The sequence below is a fragment of the Streptosporangium sp. NPDC049248 genome, from assembly GCF_040678965.1.
GTDB lineage: Bacteria > Actinomycetota > Actinomycetes > Streptosporangiales > Streptosporangiaceae > Streptosporangium > Streptosporangium fukuiense.
Genome location: NZ_JBFAQY010000005.1, coordinates 111,287 through 128,306 on the forward strand (window position 1 = coordinate 111,287; position 17,020 = coordinate 128,306).

Annotated in this window: 12 protein-coding genes; 9 read left to right on the top strand and 3 right to left on the bottom strand. The window is 71.6% G+C overall.

The window, feature by feature from the left end; all coding sequences use genetic code 11:
• Positions 1–14 precede the first annotated feature (14 nt).
• Genes AB0K21_RS12210 through AB0K21_RS12220 form a run of 3 tightly spaced genes read right to left on the bottom strand, consistent with a single transcriptional unit; the run spans position 15 to position 4,656 of the window.
• The gene (locus AB0K21_RS12210; protein ID WP_343979482.1) at positions 15–2,429 is read right to left on the bottom strand and encodes a DUF3488 and transglutaminase-like domain-containing protein; all 2,415 of its coding nucleotides are present in this window, start codon (positions 2,427–2,429) and stop codon (positions 15–17) included.
• Complete coding sequence (locus AB0K21_RS12215; protein ID WP_343979479.1) at positions 2,426–3,682, bottom strand: DUF58 domain-containing protein; 1,257 nt, start codon at positions 3,680–3,682, stop codon at positions 2,426–2,428. The genes AB0K21_RS12210 and AB0K21_RS12215 overlap by 4 nt, the downstream gene beginning before the upstream one ends.
• A complete protein-coding gene (locus AB0K21_RS12220) occupies positions 3,679–4,656 on the bottom strand; it encodes a MoxR family ATPase (RefSeq protein ID WP_343979476.1) in 978 nt (325 codons plus the stop codon). The genes AB0K21_RS12215 and AB0K21_RS12220 overlap by 4 nt, the downstream gene beginning before the upstream one ends.
• A gap of 491 nt (positions 4,657–5,147) precedes the next feature.
• On the opposite strand from AB0K21_RS12220, the gene mraZ reads away from it, so the two are divergent.
• The 9 genes from mraZ to ftsW all read left to right on the top strand — a co-directional run bounded on the left by mraZ (position 5,148) and on the right by ftsW (position 17,008).
• Positions 5,148–5,579, top strand: a complete 432-nt coding sequence (gene mraZ, locus AB0K21_RS12225; RefSeq protein WP_343979473.1) for a division/cell wall cluster transcriptional repressor MraZ — start codon at positions 5,148–5,150, stop codon at positions 5,577–5,579.
• Positions 5,580–5,805: 226 nt separating this feature from the next.
• Positions 5,806–6,798, top strand: a complete 993-nt coding sequence (gene rsmH / locus AB0K21_RS12230) for a 16S rRNA (cytosine(1402)-N(4))-methyltransferase RsmH (protein ID WP_343979468.1) — start codon at positions 5,806–5,808, stop codon at positions 6,796–6,798.
• 58 nt (positions 6,799–6,856) lie between these two features.
• A complete protein-coding gene (locus tag AB0K21_RS12235) occupies positions 6,857–7,303 on the top strand; it encodes a hypothetical protein (RefSeq protein ID WP_364149506.1) in 447 nt (148 codons plus the stop codon).
• Positions 7,304–8,355: 1,052 nt separating this feature from the next.
• Positions 8,356–10,137 (top strand): penicillin-binding protein 2, encoded by a 1,782-nt coding sequence (locus tag AB0K21_RS12240; protein WP_343982941.1) that lies wholly within the window; start codon positions 8,356–8,358, stop codon positions 10,135–10,137.
• 40 nt (positions 10,138–10,177) lie between these two features.
• Positions 10,178–11,722 carry a UDP-N-acetylmuramoyl-L-alanyl-D-glutamate--2,6-diaminopimelate ligase gene (locus AB0K21_RS12245; protein ID WP_343982938.1) on the top strand — a complete coding sequence of 515 codons (1,545 nt, stop codon included), beginning with the start codon at positions 10,178–10,180 and terminating at the stop codon, positions 11,720–11,722.
• 12 nt (positions 11,723–11,734) lie between these two features.
• Entirely contained in the window at positions 11,735–13,273 is a 1,539-nt protein-coding gene (murF, locus tag AB0K21_RS12250) for a UDP-N-acetylmuramoyl-tripeptide--D-alanyl-D-alanine ligase (RefSeq protein ID WP_364149509.1), read from the top strand.
• Positions 13,270–14,328 (top strand): phospho-N-acetylmuramoyl-pentapeptide-transferase, encoded by a 1,059-nt coding sequence (gene mraY / locus AB0K21_RS12255; protein WP_343980755.1) that lies wholly within the window; start codon positions 13,270–13,272, stop codon positions 14,326–14,328. Before murF ends, mraY begins: the two co-directional genes overlap by 4 nt.
• Positions 14,310–15,731: a UDP-N-acetylmuramoyl-L-alanine--D-glutamate ligase gene (gene murD, locus AB0K21_RS12260; RefSeq protein WP_364149511.1), complete on the top strand. Its 1,422-nt coding sequence runs from the start codon at positions 14,310–14,312 to the stop codon at positions 15,729–15,731. The genes mraY and murD overlap by 19 nt, the downstream gene beginning before the upstream one ends.
• Positions 15,728–17,008, top strand: a complete 1,281-nt coding sequence (ftsW, locus tag AB0K21_RS12265; RefSeq protein ID WP_343980749.1) for a putative lipid II flippase FtsW — start codon at positions 15,728–15,730, stop codon at positions 17,006–17,008. The genes murD and ftsW overlap by 4 nt, the downstream gene beginning before the upstream one ends.
• The last annotated feature ends 12 nt before the right edge of the window (positions 17,009–17,020 follow it).

Below are 17,020 nucleotides of genomic sequence, written 5' to 3' on the forward strand. Positions count from 1 at the left end.
TGAATCCGCCTTGCTCAGGCGCCCCTCCCGGTCGGCCTGCGGAGCCGGATGTTCTCCAGCCGGTCGAAGCCGTCCAGCACCCGCCCGCCGAGCCCTCGCATCCGCAGGAGCGTGGAGGGCGGCAGCAGCACGGCCCTGATCCGCCTGCCACGGGTCACGGTGGCGGCCAGCGCCCGCCGCACACTTCGCAGGTCCGCACGGAGCGTGCCGGTCTCACCCGGGGTCCTGGCGTAGAGCATCCGCTCCACCGCCGAGGTGATCCTTTCCAGCGCGGCGGCGGCCTCCGGCTCGAACCCGTACTGCTCGGTCAGCCGCCTGGCCAGCGCGCGCGGGCTCTCACTCGCCTGCCGCGACATCCCGTAGTCGCACAGGGCGTCGTCGAGTTCGGCCCAGGACGCCCTCACCGCCGACTCCCGCCGGATGCCCCTGAGCGCCGTGGCGCCGGCCGGATCCTCCCCGTCGGGATCCCTGACCCGCCGGGTGTGGTACCTGCCGCGGCGGGCCCGCAGCTGCCAGCGGATCATCGCCGGGATCAGCGCGACCAGCAGCGCGATCACGACTCCGATGCCGATTCGCGCGGCCGGCGGCATGCCCTCGTCCAGTGCGACCGGCAGGCCGCCGGAGTCGAGGTCGAGCGTCCGGTCACGGCGGCCGGCCGCCGCCCCGCCGGTGGGGTCGGAGTCGCCGGGGTCCGCCGACGGGGCCGTGATCGGCTCGTCGGGGGTGGCCGACGCCACCTCGGGCCGGGTGTAGGAGGGGACCGTCGCGCTGCCCTGGCCCGCCCCGCCCGTCGGCGTGGGCTCGAAACGGAGCCACCCGGTTCCCTCGAAGTACAGCTCGGGCCAGGCGTGCGAGTCATGGGTGCGCACCTGCCACTGCCCGGACAGGCTGCCGCCGCCGGTGTAGCCGATGGCGACCCGGGAGGGGATGCCCAGGACACGCGCCAGCACCGCCATGGAGGCGGCGAACTGCTCGCAGTAACCGGTCCGGTTGCGGATCAGGAAGTCGGTCAGCGCCGGGCCGTCGTGTCCCTGGGTGGCCAGGCTGTAGGTGAATCCGCCCTTCTCCGTGAAGAACTCCTGCAGCTGGATCGCCTGCTCGTACTGGCTGGAGTCACGCTTGGTCACCCGGGTGGCCAGTTCCCTGATCTCCTCGGGCAGGCTCTCGGGCAACGCCAGGTACCGTTCCCTGATCGCCGGATCCGCCGGATCCGCCGCCTTGAGCCTCTCCGCCGTGGGCTCGGGCTCGGCGGTGACCACCTGGTAGGTCAGGCCCCCGGCGGTGTTCCTGGTGGAGAAGACCATGAGCGTGTCGCGGTCGGGCCGCCAGTCGCCCTCCACCGCGACCCTGGACGCGGGGTAGGGCAACGGCAGGAAGCTCAGCCTCCTGACCTGCTCGCTCACCGTGATGTCGAGGGTCGCCGGCGTGACGGGCAGGTCCGCGCCCTGGCCTGGGGGCGGTGGCATCGGTGAGTCGGAGGTCCGGTCCTCAGGGCGGCCCCTGGGCTCCGACATCGTCCACTGCTCGCCGTCGAAGACGTCGAGGGAGTACATCCGCAGGTAGCGCGGCGTGCCGTCGCTGACCGTGTAGGTCAGCACCGTGGAGTTCTCCGGCAGCGACAGCTGGCCGCGCAGGTTGACGATGGGGTTCGGGATGCTGATCGAGTTGCCGCCACCCTTGCCGTTGCCCACACCGAACGAGAACAGCGGGTTGGGCTCCAGCGGAGGGAGCAGCAGGGGCAGCAGGACGGCCAGCACGATCGCGGTGAAGCCGATGCGCCTGCCGGACAGCCGTAGCGTCCCGGCATCGGAGGAGGGCCGCGTGACGGTGAAGGAGGACGTCCGGCGCACCAGCACCGCCCGGCCCCAGTGGCTGACCCGCTCCCGTCCGTCGGCGACGAGCACGCCGAGATAGCCCAGGGCGCCGATGATGAACGCCGGCCAGCTGATCGGCTCGGCGACCACCGCCGCCGGGACGGTGAACAGCGCCAGCAGCGGCAGCCCGGTGAGGGCCGCCCTGCGCAGCCGCGCGGCCAGCAGGTCGGCGGTGATCGCGATCAGGCCGACGCCGCCGCAGGTGAGCAGGACGATTCCATCGTTGTCCGGCACCGGGGCGGCGAACCGCTGGATGTCGGCGAAGCCCGTCGCCAGCAGCTCGGCCAGTGCCAGGACCGACTCCTTCGTGGGCATCGCCCTCGCCCACGCCTCGTCGCCGACGAACACCGCGGTCAGGTAGATCCAGAGCGCGAGCACCTGGGCGGGCGGCACCAGCCAGCCGGGCAGCCTGTAGTGGCCGGCCAGCACGCCGATCCCGGTCACGACCAGGATCGCGCCGAGGCTGCTCCAGAACCAGGCGCCGCCCTGGAAGAGGGGATAGAGCGCGATCGCGACCGCTCCCGTGGCCACGCCCGACGCGATGGGAAGTCTCATGCGTTGCCCCTGCTCGCCAAGGATCGCCCGCGCTGCGCGGCGTCCTGCCACACGCTCGCGACGGAGACGCCGGCGGCCAGTCGCACGACGCGCCAGCCCGTCCCCGTCAACACCGCCCGCGCCGCCTGGAAGTTCTCGTCCTCGCCGAGTTCGGGCTGCTCCCATCCGGCCACGTCCAGCATCACGGCCACGCCGGTCATGTTGCCGTGCCTGACCCTGGCCAGCTCCCGGGCCTGGTCGAGGTCCATCCTGCCGAGCACGGCCACGATCAGCCCGTCGCCGCCGCCCTGGCGCAGCGCGCCGACGCCGTACTCCAGCGACCGCGCCGGGCTGGTCTTCACCACGGCCAGGGTGTCCAGCAGCGACAGGCTCAGCCCGCTGTCGGTGAGGTGCTCGGCCCCCTGGTCGGTGACCAGGCGCAGGCCGAGACCCTCATGGGCCAGGTGCACGCCGATGGAGGCGGCGGCCGAGACCGCGGTCTCGAACGACGAGCGCGGGCCCTCACCCCGGTGGGCGTACCGCCGCGTGTCCAGCAGCAGCGCACCTCTGCTCTGCCACTGCTGCTCCTCGCGCCGGACCATCAGCTCGCCGTGCCTGGCGGTCGAGCGCCAGTGCACCCGCCGCAGGTCGTCGCCCTGCCGGTACTCGCGCGGGGCGACGTCGTCGTCCCCCGCCGCCGCGACGCTTCTGGTACGGCTGTCACCGCCACCGGTCCACTCGCCGGCCAGCCGGACGTGGGGCAGCGCCACCACCTGGGGCGTCACCATCAGCGTGTCGCTGATGGTGAACGACCTGGTCAGCTCGACCAGGCCGAAGGGGTCGCTGATCCGGATGGAGAGCGGGCCGATGGTGAAGCGGCCGCGCAGGTCGGAGCGGACCCGGTAGTCGATCTCCCGGATGCCCTGCGGCTCCACCCGGTCCAGCACGAACCTGGGCCGGGCGCCGAGGGCGTAGGGAACGGTGTCCTCGACCATCAGCAGACCGGTCGGCAGCCGGGTGACGTTCTCCAGCCGCAGCGTCACGGTGGCCTCGCTGCCCATCTCGGTCCTGGGCGGATCCAGACGCCGCGCGCAGCTCAGCCGGTAGCGGGTACGGGCGACCACCATGGCCGCCAGCAGCGGCAGCGAGACGATCAGCACGCCGATCCTGAGCAGGTCGTGCTCGCCGAGGAGGAAGGCGCACAGCAGCGCCGCGACGCCGGACGCGATGAAGGACCGGCCGCGGGCGGTGAGCGCCTTGAGGCCGGAGGTCACCGGGCCTGGGCCTCGGGAACGGGAACCCGGCGGACCAGGTCGGCGATCACCTGCTCGGGCGGGCGGCGCTGCCCCTGAGCCTCGATGCTGGGCAGCAGCCGGTGCGCCAGTACGGGGACGCACAGCTCCTGCAGGTCGTCGGGGATGACGTAGTCGCGGCCGGCGAGCGCCGCGTGCGCCCGAGCGGCCCTGACCAGTTGCAGGGTCGAGCGGGGCGAGGCGCCCAGCCTCAGGTCGGGGGACTGGCGGGTGGCGGTCACCAGGTCGATCGCGTACTTCTTGATCGGCTGGGAGACGTAGACCCCGCGCACCGCCGAGATCAGCGCCTGCACCTCTTCGGTGGTGGCCACCGGCTCCAGCTTGTCCAGCGGGGAGGCGGCGCCGTGCACGTCGAGCATCTCCAGCTCCGCGGAGGGGGCCGGGTAGCCCATCGCGATCCTGGCGGTGAACCGGTCGCGCTGAGCCTCGGGCAGGGGGTAGGTGCCCTCCATCTCGATCGGGTTCTGTGTCGCGATCACCATGAAGGGGGAGTCCAGCCGGTAGGTCGCTCCGTCGACCGTGACCTGCTGCTCCTCCATGCACTCCAGCAGTGCCGACTGGGTCTTCGGCGAGGCACGGTTGATCTCGTCACCCACCACGATGTTGGCGAAGACCGGGCCCGGCTTGAACTCGAACTCCCTGGTCTGCTGGTTGTAGGCGCTCACTCCGGTGATGTCGCTCGGCAACAGGTCGGGGGTGAACTGCACGCGGCGCACCGGGCAGTCGATGGAGCGCGCCAAGGCCTTGGCGAGCATGGTCTTGCCGACTCCGGGCACATCCTCGATGAGCAGATGGCCCTCGGCGAGTAGTACGGTCAAGGTCAGGCGGATGACGTCACTTTTGCCTTCGATCACCGATTCGATCGACTGGCGGATCCGGTGCGCGGTGACAACAAGATCATCGAGCTGAGGTGAGACGTCATGAGTTACTGCCACCAGGCCTCCATGAGGATGCGGCGGTTGTGCGCCGGGGGTTGCCGTTGCGGAATCTTTGCGATCCCGTTACTCATTCTGTTTACGACCCTACGGCGCCACGCGTTCCGGCGGCGACCTTATGTGGTCATCAAGGATGATTTCGGGTGATCAGCCACAGTGTGTGCCATGATCGTCGCGTTTCTGTGCGAGTGACGTGTCGATCCTGTGACGGGCACGGTGCTGTTTCACCTTCCACCATTCTTCACCGCCTTACAGCCCATTTCATGATCTTTGGACTATTCGGCAATCTTCCCGACACGCCCGTGACGTATGCCGGGCCGCTTACCCCCTCCACTCCGCACCACCCCATTTGAACTGGGGAAATGTCGGCGAAACCCGCCGCGAAGAGGCGCGGAATCAGTTGACGGTGGAGAGAAGTGGAGTATGGTGGTGCGCAGTGGAGGGCAAGGCCGCGACGCCTGGTTCTCCGCTGGGCACGGGAGGTGGAGCCGATGTTCCTCGGCACTCACCACCTGCGTCTCGATGAGAAGGGACGGCTGTTCCTGCCGGCGAAGTACCGTGAGGAGCTGGCGGAGGGTCTGGTGATCACCAAAGGCCAGGAGCGTTGCCTCTACGTCTTTCCCGTAGAGGAGTTCCAGCGCATAACCGAGGCTCTGCGCAACGCACCGGTGACCGCCAAGGCGGTCCGTGACTACAGTCGCGTCCTTTTCGCCAGCGCATCCGACGAGGTCGCCGACAAACAGGGGCGGATCACCGTTCCGCAGGCTCTGCGCGAATACGCCGGCCTGCGCCGTGACTGTGTGGTCATCGGAGCCAACACCCGGCTGGAGATCTGGGACGAGCACGCCTGGAGCGCCTATCTGGCCGACCAAGAGCAGGCTTTCGCCGATCTGTCGGAGGAGGTGCTGCCAGGGATTTTGTGACTCCACGGTCGACTCATCGGTAAAACGTCGTTCGGCGAGGTCTCCACCCGCAACCACCTGCCCGTCAGCTGATGCACCTTCCCCGGTGTCAGGTGACGGACGGATACGCGGGTGCGGATGGGGACCTGGCCGGACGGCCCCGGGGGTGGGGGCCAGTTTCAAGACACCGGTGAGCGTCCGCCGCGCGTCCGTGGGACGGGGCGGGAAATAAGGAGGGTTGCGCTTCATGCGCGCCGAAAACCACAGCCATGATCTCCAGGCGCCGGGGGGACACGTCCCCGTCATGCTCGACCGGGTGCTGGAGTTGCTCGCTCCGGCGCTGGCCCGCCCCGCCCCCGTGCTCGTCGACGCCAACCTCGGGCTCGGCGGCCATGCCGAGGCACTGCTCGCCGCGCACCCCTCGCTCCATCTGATCGGGATCGACCGCGACCCCACCGCCATCGAGCGCTCCACGGCCAGGCTCGCGCCGTACTCGGACCGGATCACGCTGGTGCGCGCGGTCTCCGACGAGCTCTCCGAGGTGCTGGCCGACGCCGGCCATCCCCGGGTCGACGCCGCCCTGTTCGACCTGGGGGTCTCCTCTCCGCAGCTGGACGAGGCCGAGCGCGGTTTCGCCTACTCCTACGACGCGCCGCTGGACATGCGGATGGACCGTGACGAGGAGCTCACGGCCGAGATCGTGGTCAACACCTACCCGGCCGCCGAGCTGATCCGGATCCTGCGGGATTACGGAGAAGAACGATTCGCCCCGCGTGTCGCGCATCTAATCCTCAAGGAAAGGGCCAGGGAGGCCATAACGTCTACCAAGCGGCTTGCGGAGATCGTCCGGACGGCGATCCCCGCCGCTACCCGCAGGACCGGGGGCAACCCCGCTAAAAGGACTTTTCAGGCGTTGCGGATCGAGGTGAACGCGGAGTTGACGGCGCTGGAACGCGCGCTCCCAGCCGCGCTCGACGCATTGACGCTGGGCGGGCGCGTCGTCGTGCTCGCGTACCACTCCCTCGAGGACCGGCTGACAAAGCAGGTCATCACCGCGCGGACCAGGGACACCGGCCCCGTTGGCCTCCCTGTCCCGCTGCCGGCTCACCAGCCGCGGTTCGCGCTCCTGACGAGGGGAGCCGAGCTTCCGAGCGAAGAGGAGGTGGCCCGCAACCCGCGGGCGGCCTCTGCCCGGTGTCGGGCGGCAGAGAGGATCCGTGAGGCAGTTGACGAGGAGTGAGACAGACGTCCGACGTGCCGCGCCCAGCCGTGCCGTGCCCGGTCGCGGCGCGCGTCCCGTGCGCGTCCCCCGTGCGATGCCGCAGGGGCGCCGCGGCCCGGCCAGGCCCGTGCCCGTCTCCGGTCCGGCCGCCCCGGCTCAGGCGGCCCTCGCGGCCCGTCGCGCGCGGGCGCCGAGGGCTCCCTTCGTGCTGCTCGTGGTCGGCCTGCTCTGCGGCGGCCTGGTCAGTCTGCTGCTGCTGAACGCCGTGCTCGCCAAGGACTCCTTCAGGGCCAACGGGCTGCGCAAGGAGATCAGCGGGCTGCGCATCGAGAAAGAGGCGAAGAAGAGCGCGAACACGCGGCTGGAGATGCCCGACGCGGTCGCGAAGAGCAACGAGTACCAGGGGCTTGGGCCCGACTGGGACACCGCGCGTGTCATCACTCCCGACAAACCCGCCAGCAGGGCCGCCAGTGACGGTCAGACGCCCGCAGGGCAGGAGCGAGTGCCGGGCACGGGCCAGTGAGAGAGAGCGGCGGACGGGGGCCCGGACAGGGCCGTGGCGGCTCCTCGGGCGGATCGGCGGGAAGCCCTGGCCGGCGCTCTCCCGGCGGTCCCGGCCGGACGGGCAGACCTGGCGGAGGAGCCTCGGACGCCCCCGGCAGGCCGGGTTCCGAGGGCGCCGGGCCCTCGGGTGCTCCCGGCGTCCCCGACGGCCCCGGCGGGCCCGCCTCTTCGGGCAGGCCCCCGGCGTCCGGCAGATCCGGTCCGCCGAGATCGTCTGGTTCCTCTGGTTCCGGCCGTGCGGGTTCCGCCGGCCGGGCGCAGGGCGCCGATGGGCCGGGCAGGCCCGGTTCCTCGGGCAGGTCGTCCGGTTCCGGTCGCGCGGGCTCTTCGGGCAGGCCGTCCACCACGGGTTCCGGCCGGGCGGGTTCTCCGGCCAGGGGACGGGGGGACGAGAAGGCGTCCGGTGCCGCCAGGGGGCGATCCTCCGCCGAAGGCCCGGGTAAGGGCCAGGGGACGGGGCGGACCGGCAGGTCGGGCTCCGCCGCGAGGCCGTCCGCTTCGGGCGGCTCCGGCCGGGCGTCCACCTCCGGCGGTCCCGGCAGGACGGGCTCGCCCGGCCGGCCGGCGGCCTCGGAGGGCACCGGCAGACCTGGCAGATCCGACAAACCCGATAAATCCGATAGGTCCGCCAGGCCCACCAGGTCCGGCTCTCCGGCGAGGCCGCCGGCCGCGGGCACGTCCGGCGGCTCCGGCTCTCCCGGTCGGCAGGGTTCCACCGGCAGGCAGGAAACAGGCACGAGGCCGCCCGTCCCCTACCCGCCCGGCCGGGCGGGCGCACGTCCGGGCAGGGGTGCCTCCGGGGTTCCGGACGTCCCCTCGATACTCCGGACCACGGGTGGCTCCGGCAGGTCCGGCGGCCCCTCGGCGCCGCGCAGGCCCACCGGTTCCGAGACCGCGCGCGGACCGGCGCGGTCCGCGCGACCCCAGGAGTCACCGGGCCCACAGGGCCGGGCGCGGCCCGCGCCAAGACGCGGAACCGAGCGGCCGCAGGAGCAGGAGCACACGCGCGCGATGGGACGCGGCGGCGGCAGGCCGCCGCGGCCTCCGGCGCGCCCGTCCGCGGTGCTGCGCCTGGGCAACCCCCGCAGGCGTATCGGCATCGGCCTGATGGCGATGACCTTCGTGCTGTCCATCTTCGCGGGGCGGCTCATCCAGCTTCAGGGCCTCGACTCGAAGGTCTACACCGCCGAGGCGGCCAAGCAGCGCGTACAGGGTGAGAAGCTGCCCGCGAGAAGGGGCTCGATCACCGACGTCAACGGACACGAGCTCGCGCTGACCGTGGAGGCGCGCGAGATCTTCGTCGACCCCTCGCAGGTCGTCGCCGCGCAGCGCGACCGGGTGGCCACGGCCCTGGCCAAGGAGCTGAACGAGCCCAAGGAGCCGATCGCCGCCAAGCTGGCCGACGCCACCAGCCACTACGCGCAGGTCGCCGCCGCCGTCGATCCCGCACTCGCCCAGCGGATCATGGCGTACGGGTTCAAAGGCGTCGGCAGCAAGCACCGCTACCGGCGCGACTACCCGGGCGGTGACCTGGCGGGCAGCCTGCTGGGTTTCGTCGGCACCGACGGCACGGGACTGGCCGGGCTGGAGAACACCTACGACAGGCTGCTCGCGGGCCGAGACGGCGAGCAGATCATCGAGACGGGCGCCAGGGGGCAGCGCATCCCGATGACCCGCAGCACCCTGCGGGCGCCCATCGAGGGCAGGGACGTGCGGCTGACCATCAACCGCGACGTCCAGTGGGCCGCGCAGAAGGCGATCGGCGAGCAGGTCAAGGCCACCGGGTCGCGCACCGGCAGCGCCATCGTGATGGACACGCAGACCGGTCAGGTGATCGCCATGGCGAACGCGCCGGAGCTCGACCTGAAGAACTGGAAGGACTCCCCGGTGGAGGACCGGGGCAACCGGTCGGTCACGGACGTGTTCGAGCCGGGCAGCACCAACAAGGTCATCACCGCCGCGGCGGCACTGGAGTCGGGGGCCGTGCGGCCGGACACCCTGTTCACCGTCCCCGACCAGATCAGGTGTGCCGACCGGGTGCTGAAGGACGCCCACCCACATGCCGTCGAGCGCCTGACCTTCTCGGGCGTCGTGGCGACCTCCAGCAACGTGGGCACGATCCTGGCCACCCAGAAGATCGGCGACGAGAAGCTCCACTCGATGCTCCAGCGCTTCGGTTTCGGCGCGAGACCCGGCACCGGGCTGCCGGGGGAGGAGGCGGGGCTGCTGCCCGACTGGAAGGACTGGTCGGGCAGCCAGCGCTGCACGATCGCCTACGGCCAGGGCATCTCGGTGACCGCACTCCAGACGGCGAGCGTCTACCAGACCATCGCCAACGGCGGGGTGCGCGTCACCCCGCAGATCGTGGCCGGCACGACCGGCGAGAACGGCGCGTTCACGCCGTCCGCGCCGGGTAAGCGGACCCGGGTGGTCAGTGAGCGTACGGCGCGGGAGATCGCCGCCATGCTGGAGGCCGCGGTGAGCGAGGAGGGCACCGGCAACCTCGCCGCGATCGACGGCTACCGGGTGGCGGGCAAGACGGGCACCGCGATGCGCTACGACACCAGCTGCCAGGGCTACTGCGGATATACCGCGACGTTCGTTGGCTTTGCTCCGGTGGACAAGCCCCGCCTGGTCGTCCTGGCGGTGCTCCAGGACCCCCAGCAGGGCCACTACGGTGGGGAGATCGCCGCCCCGGTCTTCAAGCAGCTGATGACGTTCGCGTTGAAGAGCGGAAAGATTCCCCCGACCGGAACCCGGCCCTCCCCGGTGCGGATACGCGCAGGGAGGTGACGAGTGAAGGTACGCTCTCGCCGTGCATCCCCCGTCGTCCATGCGACCCTCAACCAGTTCACCCCGTCCGCTCTCCGGGCTGGCGAGCCTCATCGGCGCGCCCTCGGGCACGTCACGAGCGCCGCTGGCCGCGGTGTCCGGGATCACCATCGACTCGCGCCAGGTGTGTCGTGGAGATCTCTACGTCGCGCTGCCGGGAGCCACCGCCCACGGGGCCGACTTCTCCGCGCAGGCCCTCGCCGCGGGTGCCGCCGCGATCCTGACCGATGAGGCGGGCAGACAGGCCGCGGTCGCGACCGGCCTGCCCGTCCTCGTCGTGCCCAACCCACGCCGCCTGCTGGGACAGGTCTCCGCCTGGGTGTACGGCAATCCCGCGGCGGACGTGATGGTCATCGGCGTCACCGGTACCAGTGGCAAGTCCACCACCACCTTTCTGCTGGAGGCCGGACTGCGGGCCGCGGGACACCGGCCGGGGCTGATCGGGGGGGTGGAGATCCACGTCGGTGAGCTGCGTTTCGCGCCGAAGCTCACCACGCCGGAGGCCAGCGACCTGCAGGGCCTGTTCGCCCTGATGCGTGAGCGGGGCGTCACCGCCGCGGCCATGGAGGTCTCCAGCCACGCGCTGGCGCTGGGCCGGGTCGACGAGGTGTTCTACGACGTGGCGCTGTTCACCAACCTGTCGCAGGACCACCTCGACTTCCACCGGGATCTCGACGACTACTTCGCGACGAAGGCCCGGTTGTTCACCCCCGAGATGAGCAGGGTGGGCGTCGTCAACATCGACGACGCCCACGGGCGGGAGCTCCTCGGCACCGCGAAGATCCCGATGACCACCTTCTCCGCCGAGGGCGCCGTGGAGGCCGACTGGCGGGCCGTGGACGTGCGGCTGGGGCCCGAGGGCAGCACCTTCAAGATCGTGGGCCCCGGCGGCGTCGAGGAGGCCGCGACGATCGCCCTGCCCGGCCCGTTCAACGTGGCCAACGCCCTGGGCGCCGTCGTCGCGCTGGTGGAGGCCGGTGTGCCGCTGCGAACCGCGGTGGCGGGCCTGGGTACGCTGGCAGGGGTTCCGGGCCGGATGGAGCGGGTTCCCGGCGGGGAGGACTTCCAGGCTATCGTCGACTACTCGCACAAGCCCGGTGCGGTCGAGTCCGTCCTGTGCTCGCTGCGCGAGGTCACCACGGGCAGGCTCATCGTGGTCCTCGGCTGCGGGGGCGACCGTGACCGTGGTAAACGCCCAATGATGGGAGAAGCCGCCGCAAGGCTGGCAGATGTGGCTATTCTCACCAGCGACAACCCCCGCTCCGAGGATCCCCTGCGGATCCTCGCGGAGATGATGGACGGAGTTCTCGGTGTGTCCCAGGATGGACGCGCACATGTGATCATTGAGCCTGATCGTGCCGCGGCCATCGACCTGGCCATCGGCCGGGCGGGTTTCGGCGACGTCGTCGTCGTGGCCGGCAAGGGTCACGAGCAGGGCCAGTACATCGGCGACCAGGTGCTTCCTTTCGATGACAGGCAGGTCGTGGCCGACGCGATCGTCAGGCGCCGGAACCGCACCGGGCGCCGAAGCACGTATGGAGAGTAGGGAAGACGCATCATGATCCCGTTGCCGCTGGCCAGAATCGCCGAGATCACCTCGGGGGCCCTCGCGGGCATGGCCGACCCACGCGCGGTGGTGCGCGGCCCGGTCGTCATCGACTCCCGCGCCGTCGAACCGGGGTCGCTGTTCGTCGCGATCAAGGGTGAACGGGTCGACGGGCACGACTTCGCCGCCCAGGCCGTCGAGGCCGGGGCGGTCGCCGTGCTGGCCTCCCGGCCGGTCGACGTCCCCGCCGTCATCGTCGGCGACACCGTGGCGGCCATGACCGGCCTGGCCACCGCCGTCTGCGCCGAACTGCCGGCCACCACGGTCATCGGCATCACCGGCTCGGCGGGCAAGACCACCACCAAGGACCTGCTGGCCAGGCTCACCGCCAGGATCGGTCCAACGGTCGCCCCCGTCGGGTCGTTCAACAACGAGATCGGCCACCCGCTGACCGTGTTGAAGGCCGATGAGAACACCCGCTACCTGGTGCTGGAGCTCAGCGCACGCGACGTCGGGCACATCGCCCACCTGGCCCGTATCGCCCCGCCGAGGATCGGCGTGGTCCTCAACGTCGGCACCGCCCACCTGGGCGTGTTCGGCGGCAAGGAGGAGATCGCCAGGGCCAAGGGCGAACTGGTCGAGGCGCTGCCCGCCGACGGCGTGGCCGTGCTCAACCTCGACGACCCGCTGGTGGCCGCCATGGCCGGGCGCACCGGCGCCCGCGTCACCTGGTACGGCCGGAGCGAGGACGCCGACGTACGGGCCGAGAACGTGACCGTCGACGAGCGGGGGCGCGCCTCCTTCGTACTGCGCACCCCGTCCGGCGCCGCCCCGGTCGCCCTCCGCCTGTACGGTGAGCACGCGGTGGAGAACGCGCTGGCGGCCGCGGCCGCCGCCTACGAGCTCGGCCTGCCGGTCGCCACCATCGCCGAGGAGCTGTCGGAGGCCGAGCCCCGCAGCCGCTGGCGGATGGAGGTCACCGACCGCGAGGACGGGGTGACCGTGATCAACGACGCCTACAACGCCAACCCCGACTCCATGCGCGCCGCCTTCGGCGCCCTGGACGCGCTCGCGGGCGGTCGCCGCCGCTTCGCGGTCATCGCCGCCCTGCGCGAGCTGGGCGAGGAGGGGCCCGCGCTCAACGAGGAACTGGGCCGGCTGGCCGGGGGCGCGGGTCTGGCCGCTCTGTTCGTCGTCGGCCCCGACGCCGACCCGATCCTGGCCGGGGCGGAGGCCGCCGTACGGGAGGCGGCGGGCCGCACGCCCGCGGCGCACGCGGAGGCCCCGCGCGAGGTGGACGGCCCGCCGGGGGCGGGAGAGCCGCCGGGCACCGGTCCGGCGGCACGCCTCTCGCCCGTCACCTCCTTCGGCGACGCCCCGGAAACCGGGATCCAGGGCGCCACCCGGGTCTCGCACGCCGCCGACGCGGCACAGGCGGGTGCGGAGCTGTCGGCACTGCTGGCCCCCGGTGATGTCGTGCTCGTCAAGGGACCGCGCGCCGCGGGTCTTGAGCGGGTGGCCGCGGCGCTGCTCGGAGGTGATCGCCGATGAGGGAGATCCTCGTCGCGGCGGCGATCAGCCTGCTGCTGTCCATGCTGGGCACGCCGCTGGCGATCCGCCTGTTCTCCCGGCGCGGCTACGGGCAGAGCATCAGGGAGGAGGGACCCTCCGGCCACCACGACAAACGCGGCACCCCCACCATGGGCGGCACCGTGATCGTGATCGCCGCGCTGGTCGGCTTCGCCTGCGCCCACCTCTACAGCTTCACACCGCCCACGGTCTCCGCGGTCCTGGTGCTGTTCCTGATGACGGGCCTGGGCGCGGTCGGCTTCCTGGACGACTTCATCAAGATCTACAAGCAGCGCAGCCTGGGCCTGCGCAGCGGTGCCAAGGCGCTGGGCCAGCTCATCGTCGGCGCGGTCTTCGCGATCCTGGTGACCCGTTTCCCCAACGCCTACCTGATCACCCCGGCCGAGACGCGCCTGTCGTTCCTGAGGGACTTCGGCCCCTCCATCGGGCTCATCGGGTTCATCATCTGGGTGCTGATCATGATCGTGGGCTTCTCCAACGCGGTGAACCTCACCGACGGTCTCGACGGCCTGGCCAGCGGTGCCACCGGCGTGGTGCTGGCCTCGTACGTGCTGATCGGCAACTGGCAGCTGCGCAACAGCTGCACCACCCAGCTCGGGCCCAACTGCTACTGGGTCCGCGACCCGCTGGACCTGGCCGTGGTCGCCGCGGCGGTGCTCGGCGCGCTGGTCGGCTTCCTGTGGTGGAACGCCCCACCGGCGAAGATCTTCATGGGTGACACCGGTTCGCTGGCCCTGGGCGGCGTGCTCGCCGGACTGGCCATCACCACCAGGACCCAGCTCCTGCTGATCATCCTCGCCGGGATGTGCGTGCTCATCACCATGTCGGTGATCATCCAGGTCGGCTCCTTCAAGATGACCGGTAAACGGGTCTTCAGGATGGCCCCGCTCCAGCACCACTTCGAGCTGAAGGGCTGGGCCGAGACCACCATCGTGGTCCGCTTCTGGCTGATCGCCGCCCTGTGCGCGGCCGCCGGGCTGGGGATCTTCTACGTGGAATGGATGCCCAGGCTGTGAGTGGGAAAGGCCATGTGATCTGCGTCGCCGGGCTGGGGGTCTCGGGCACGGCCGTGGCCCGCACGATGGCCGCGAGGGGCGAGAAGGTGGTCGTCCTGGAGGGCAGGGACGACGAGCGGGCCAGGGCGCTCGCGGGCGAGCTCGCCGAGCTCGGTGTCGAGGTCCGCTTCGGTGAGTCCGCGGAGCCCCCGGCGGGCACCTCGCTGATCGTCACCACGGGCTGGCCGCCGCACCACCCGCTGCTCGCCGACGCCGCGGCGGCGGGGATCGAGGTGATCGGCGAGGTCGAGCTGGCCTGGCGGCTCCGCCCGGGCCAAGCCGCTCCCTGGCTGGCGCTGACCGGCACCAACGGCAAGACCACCGTGGTCCGGATGCTCACCTCGATGCTCCTGGCCGCCGGGCATCGGGCGCTCGCCGTCGGCAACGTCGGCACCCCGGTGGTGGAGGCGGTCGCCGGAGCCGGCGACGTGCTGGCGGTGGAGCTGTCCAGCTTCCAGCTGCACCGCTCGCCCAGCATCGCCCCGTACGCGGCCGCGGTGCTCAACGTGGCTCCGGACCACCTCGACTGGCACGGCTCCATGGAGGAGTACGCCCGGGTCAAGGGGGAGATCTTCGCCAGGGCCGGGACCGTCGTGTACAACGCCGACGACGAGTGGGCGACCCGTCTCGCCGCGCCGTACGAGAGCGCGGCGGCACGCAGCGTGGGCTTCACCCTCGGCGTGCCCGCGCCGGGCCAGCTCGGCGTGGTCGAGGACCTGCTGGTGGACCGGGCGTTCGTGGCCGACCCCGCGAGCAACGCGGAGGAGCTCGCCTCGTTCGACGACGTCCGCCCGTTCGCGCCGCACAACGTGGCCAACGCGCTCGCCGCCGCGGCGCTGGCCAGGGCCTACGGGGTGAGCGCCGCCGCGGTGCGCGAGGGCCTGCTGGCCTTCGTGCCCGACCCCCACCGGATCGCGCACGTGGCCAGGGTCGCCGAGGTCGACTACGTGGACGACTCCAAGGCCACCAACCCGCACGCCGCCGCCGCCTCGCTGGCCGCCTACCCGTCGATCGTCTGGGTGGCGGGCGGGTTGCTCAAGGGCGCGGACGTCGGCGAGCTGGTACGCCGCGCCGCGCCCCGCCTGCGCGGCGCGGTCCTGCTGGGCGCCGACCGCGAACGAATTCGCGAGGCTCTGGCGCGACACGCCGGGAATGTTCCGGTGGTGGAGGTGGCCGGGCAAGACACTGGGGTCATGGACCGTGTCGTCACCGAAGCCGCCAGGCTCGCCACCCCCGGAGACACCGTGCTGCTGGCCCCGGCCGGCGCCTCCTGGGACATGTTCTCCGGTTATCCCGCCCGAGGGGAGGCGTTCGCCCGAGCCGTGCACCGTCTCGCCGCAGGGCACGACGGGGGACGGGTGTGAGCGCGACGGCGCAGGAGGGCGCCCCCCGGGGCCAGGACGGCTTCCGCGAGCACCTGCTCGCCTTCCGCGAGCTGCTCAACCGGCCGTTGACCTCGTACTACCTGATCCTGGGGTGCAGCGCCCTGCTGCTGGTGCTCGGCCTGATGATGGTGCTGTCGGCGTCCAGCATCGAGGCGCTGCAGGAGATGGGCGATCCCTTCTACTGGTTCTTCAAGCAGTCGATCTCGGCCGCGATCGGTCTCCCGCTGATGTGGGTCTGCGCCCAGCTGCCCCCCCGGTTCTTCAGGCTCGCCGGCTACCCGCTGATGGCGCTGTCGATCCTCGGGCTGGTGCTGGTGCTGTTCGTCGGCACCTCCCAGCTCGGCGCCCAGCGCTGGATCGACCTCGGCCCCATCTACCTGCAGCCGTCCGAGCCCGCCAAGCTCGGGCTGATCCTCTGGGGTGCCGACCTGCTGGCCCGCAGGGCGCGCAACGGCCTGATCGAATGGCGCAGCCTGTTCATCCCGCTGATGCCGGGCACCGCCATCCTGGCCGTCATGGTCATGCTGGGAAGCGACCTCGGCACCACGCTGGTGCTGATGATGATCTTCCTGTCGCTGCTCTGGGTGGTGGGCGCGCCGCTGAGGCTGTTCGGCGGGATCCTCGCGGTGGCGGTGCTCGCGACCATCGTCATGATCAGCACCGAGGGCTACCGCTCGGACCGGATCACGGGCTGGCTCGACCCGTGGGGCAACGCCCAGGGGTCCGGCTTCCAGGCCGTGCAGGGACAGATCGCGATGGGCAGCGGCGGCTGGTTCGGGCTGGGCCTGGGATCCAGCAGGCAGAAGTGGAGCTGGATCCCGCACGCGGAGAGCGACTTCATCTTCTCCATCCTCGGTGAGGAGCTCGGGCTGATGGGCACGCTCGTCGTGGTGGCCCTGTTCGGGCTGCTGGGCTACGCGGGGCTGCGGGTGGCCACCCGGGTGAAGGACCCGTTCGTCCGGCTCGCCTCCGCCGCCGCGGTCGCCTGGATCGCCGGTCAGGCGATCGTCAACATCGGCGCCGTCATCGGCGTGCTGCCCATCACCGGTATCCCGTTGCCGCTGGTCTCCTACGGTGGGTCGGCCCTGCTGCCCACCCTGGCCACCCTCGGCATGCTCCTGTCGTTCGCCAAGCACGAACCCGGCGCCCGCGAGGCTCTCGCGGCCCATGGCCCCGGACCGGTGGCGCGGGGCCTAAGCTGGCTTGGCCTGGGTGGTCCGGCCAGGAAACGACGGCCGGGCCGTGGAAGACGATAAGCGAAAGGACCG

What these genes read in the sequence shown, in the direction of transcription:
- mraY (WP_343980755.1), top strand. Translation starts at nt 13,270, where the DNA reads ATGAGGGAGATCCTCGTCGCGGCGGCGATCAGCCTGCTGCTGTCCATG.
- AB0K21_RS12210 (WP_343979482.1), bottom strand. Translation starts at nt 2,429, where the DNA reads ATGAGACTTCCCATCGCGTCGGGCGTGGCCACGGGAGCGGTCGCGATC.
- rsmH (WP_343979468.1), top strand. Translation starts at nt 5,806, where the DNA reads ATGCGCGCCGAAAACCACAGCCATGATCTCCAGGCGCCGGGGGGACAC.
- AB0K21_RS12240 (WP_343982941.1), top strand. Translation starts at nt 8,356, where the DNA reads ATGGGACGCGGCGGCGGCAGGCCGCCGCGGCCTCCGGCGCGCCCGTCC.
- murD (WP_364149511.1), top strand. Translation starts at nt 14,310, where the DNA reads ATGGATGCCCAGGCTGTGAGTGGGAAAGGCCATGTGATCTGCGTCGCC.
- mraZ (WP_343979473.1), top strand. Translation starts at nt 5,148, where the DNA reads ATGTTCCTCGGCACTCACCACCTGCGTCTCGATGAGAAGGGACGGCTG.
- murF (WP_364149509.1), top strand. Translation starts at nt 11,735, where the DNA reads ATGATCCCGTTGCCGCTGGCCAGAATCGCCGAGATCACCTCGGGGGCC.
- AB0K21_RS12245 (WP_343982938.1), top strand. Translation starts at nt 10,178, where the DNA reads ATGCGACCCTCAACCAGTTCACCCCGTCCGCTCTCCGGGCTGGCGAGC.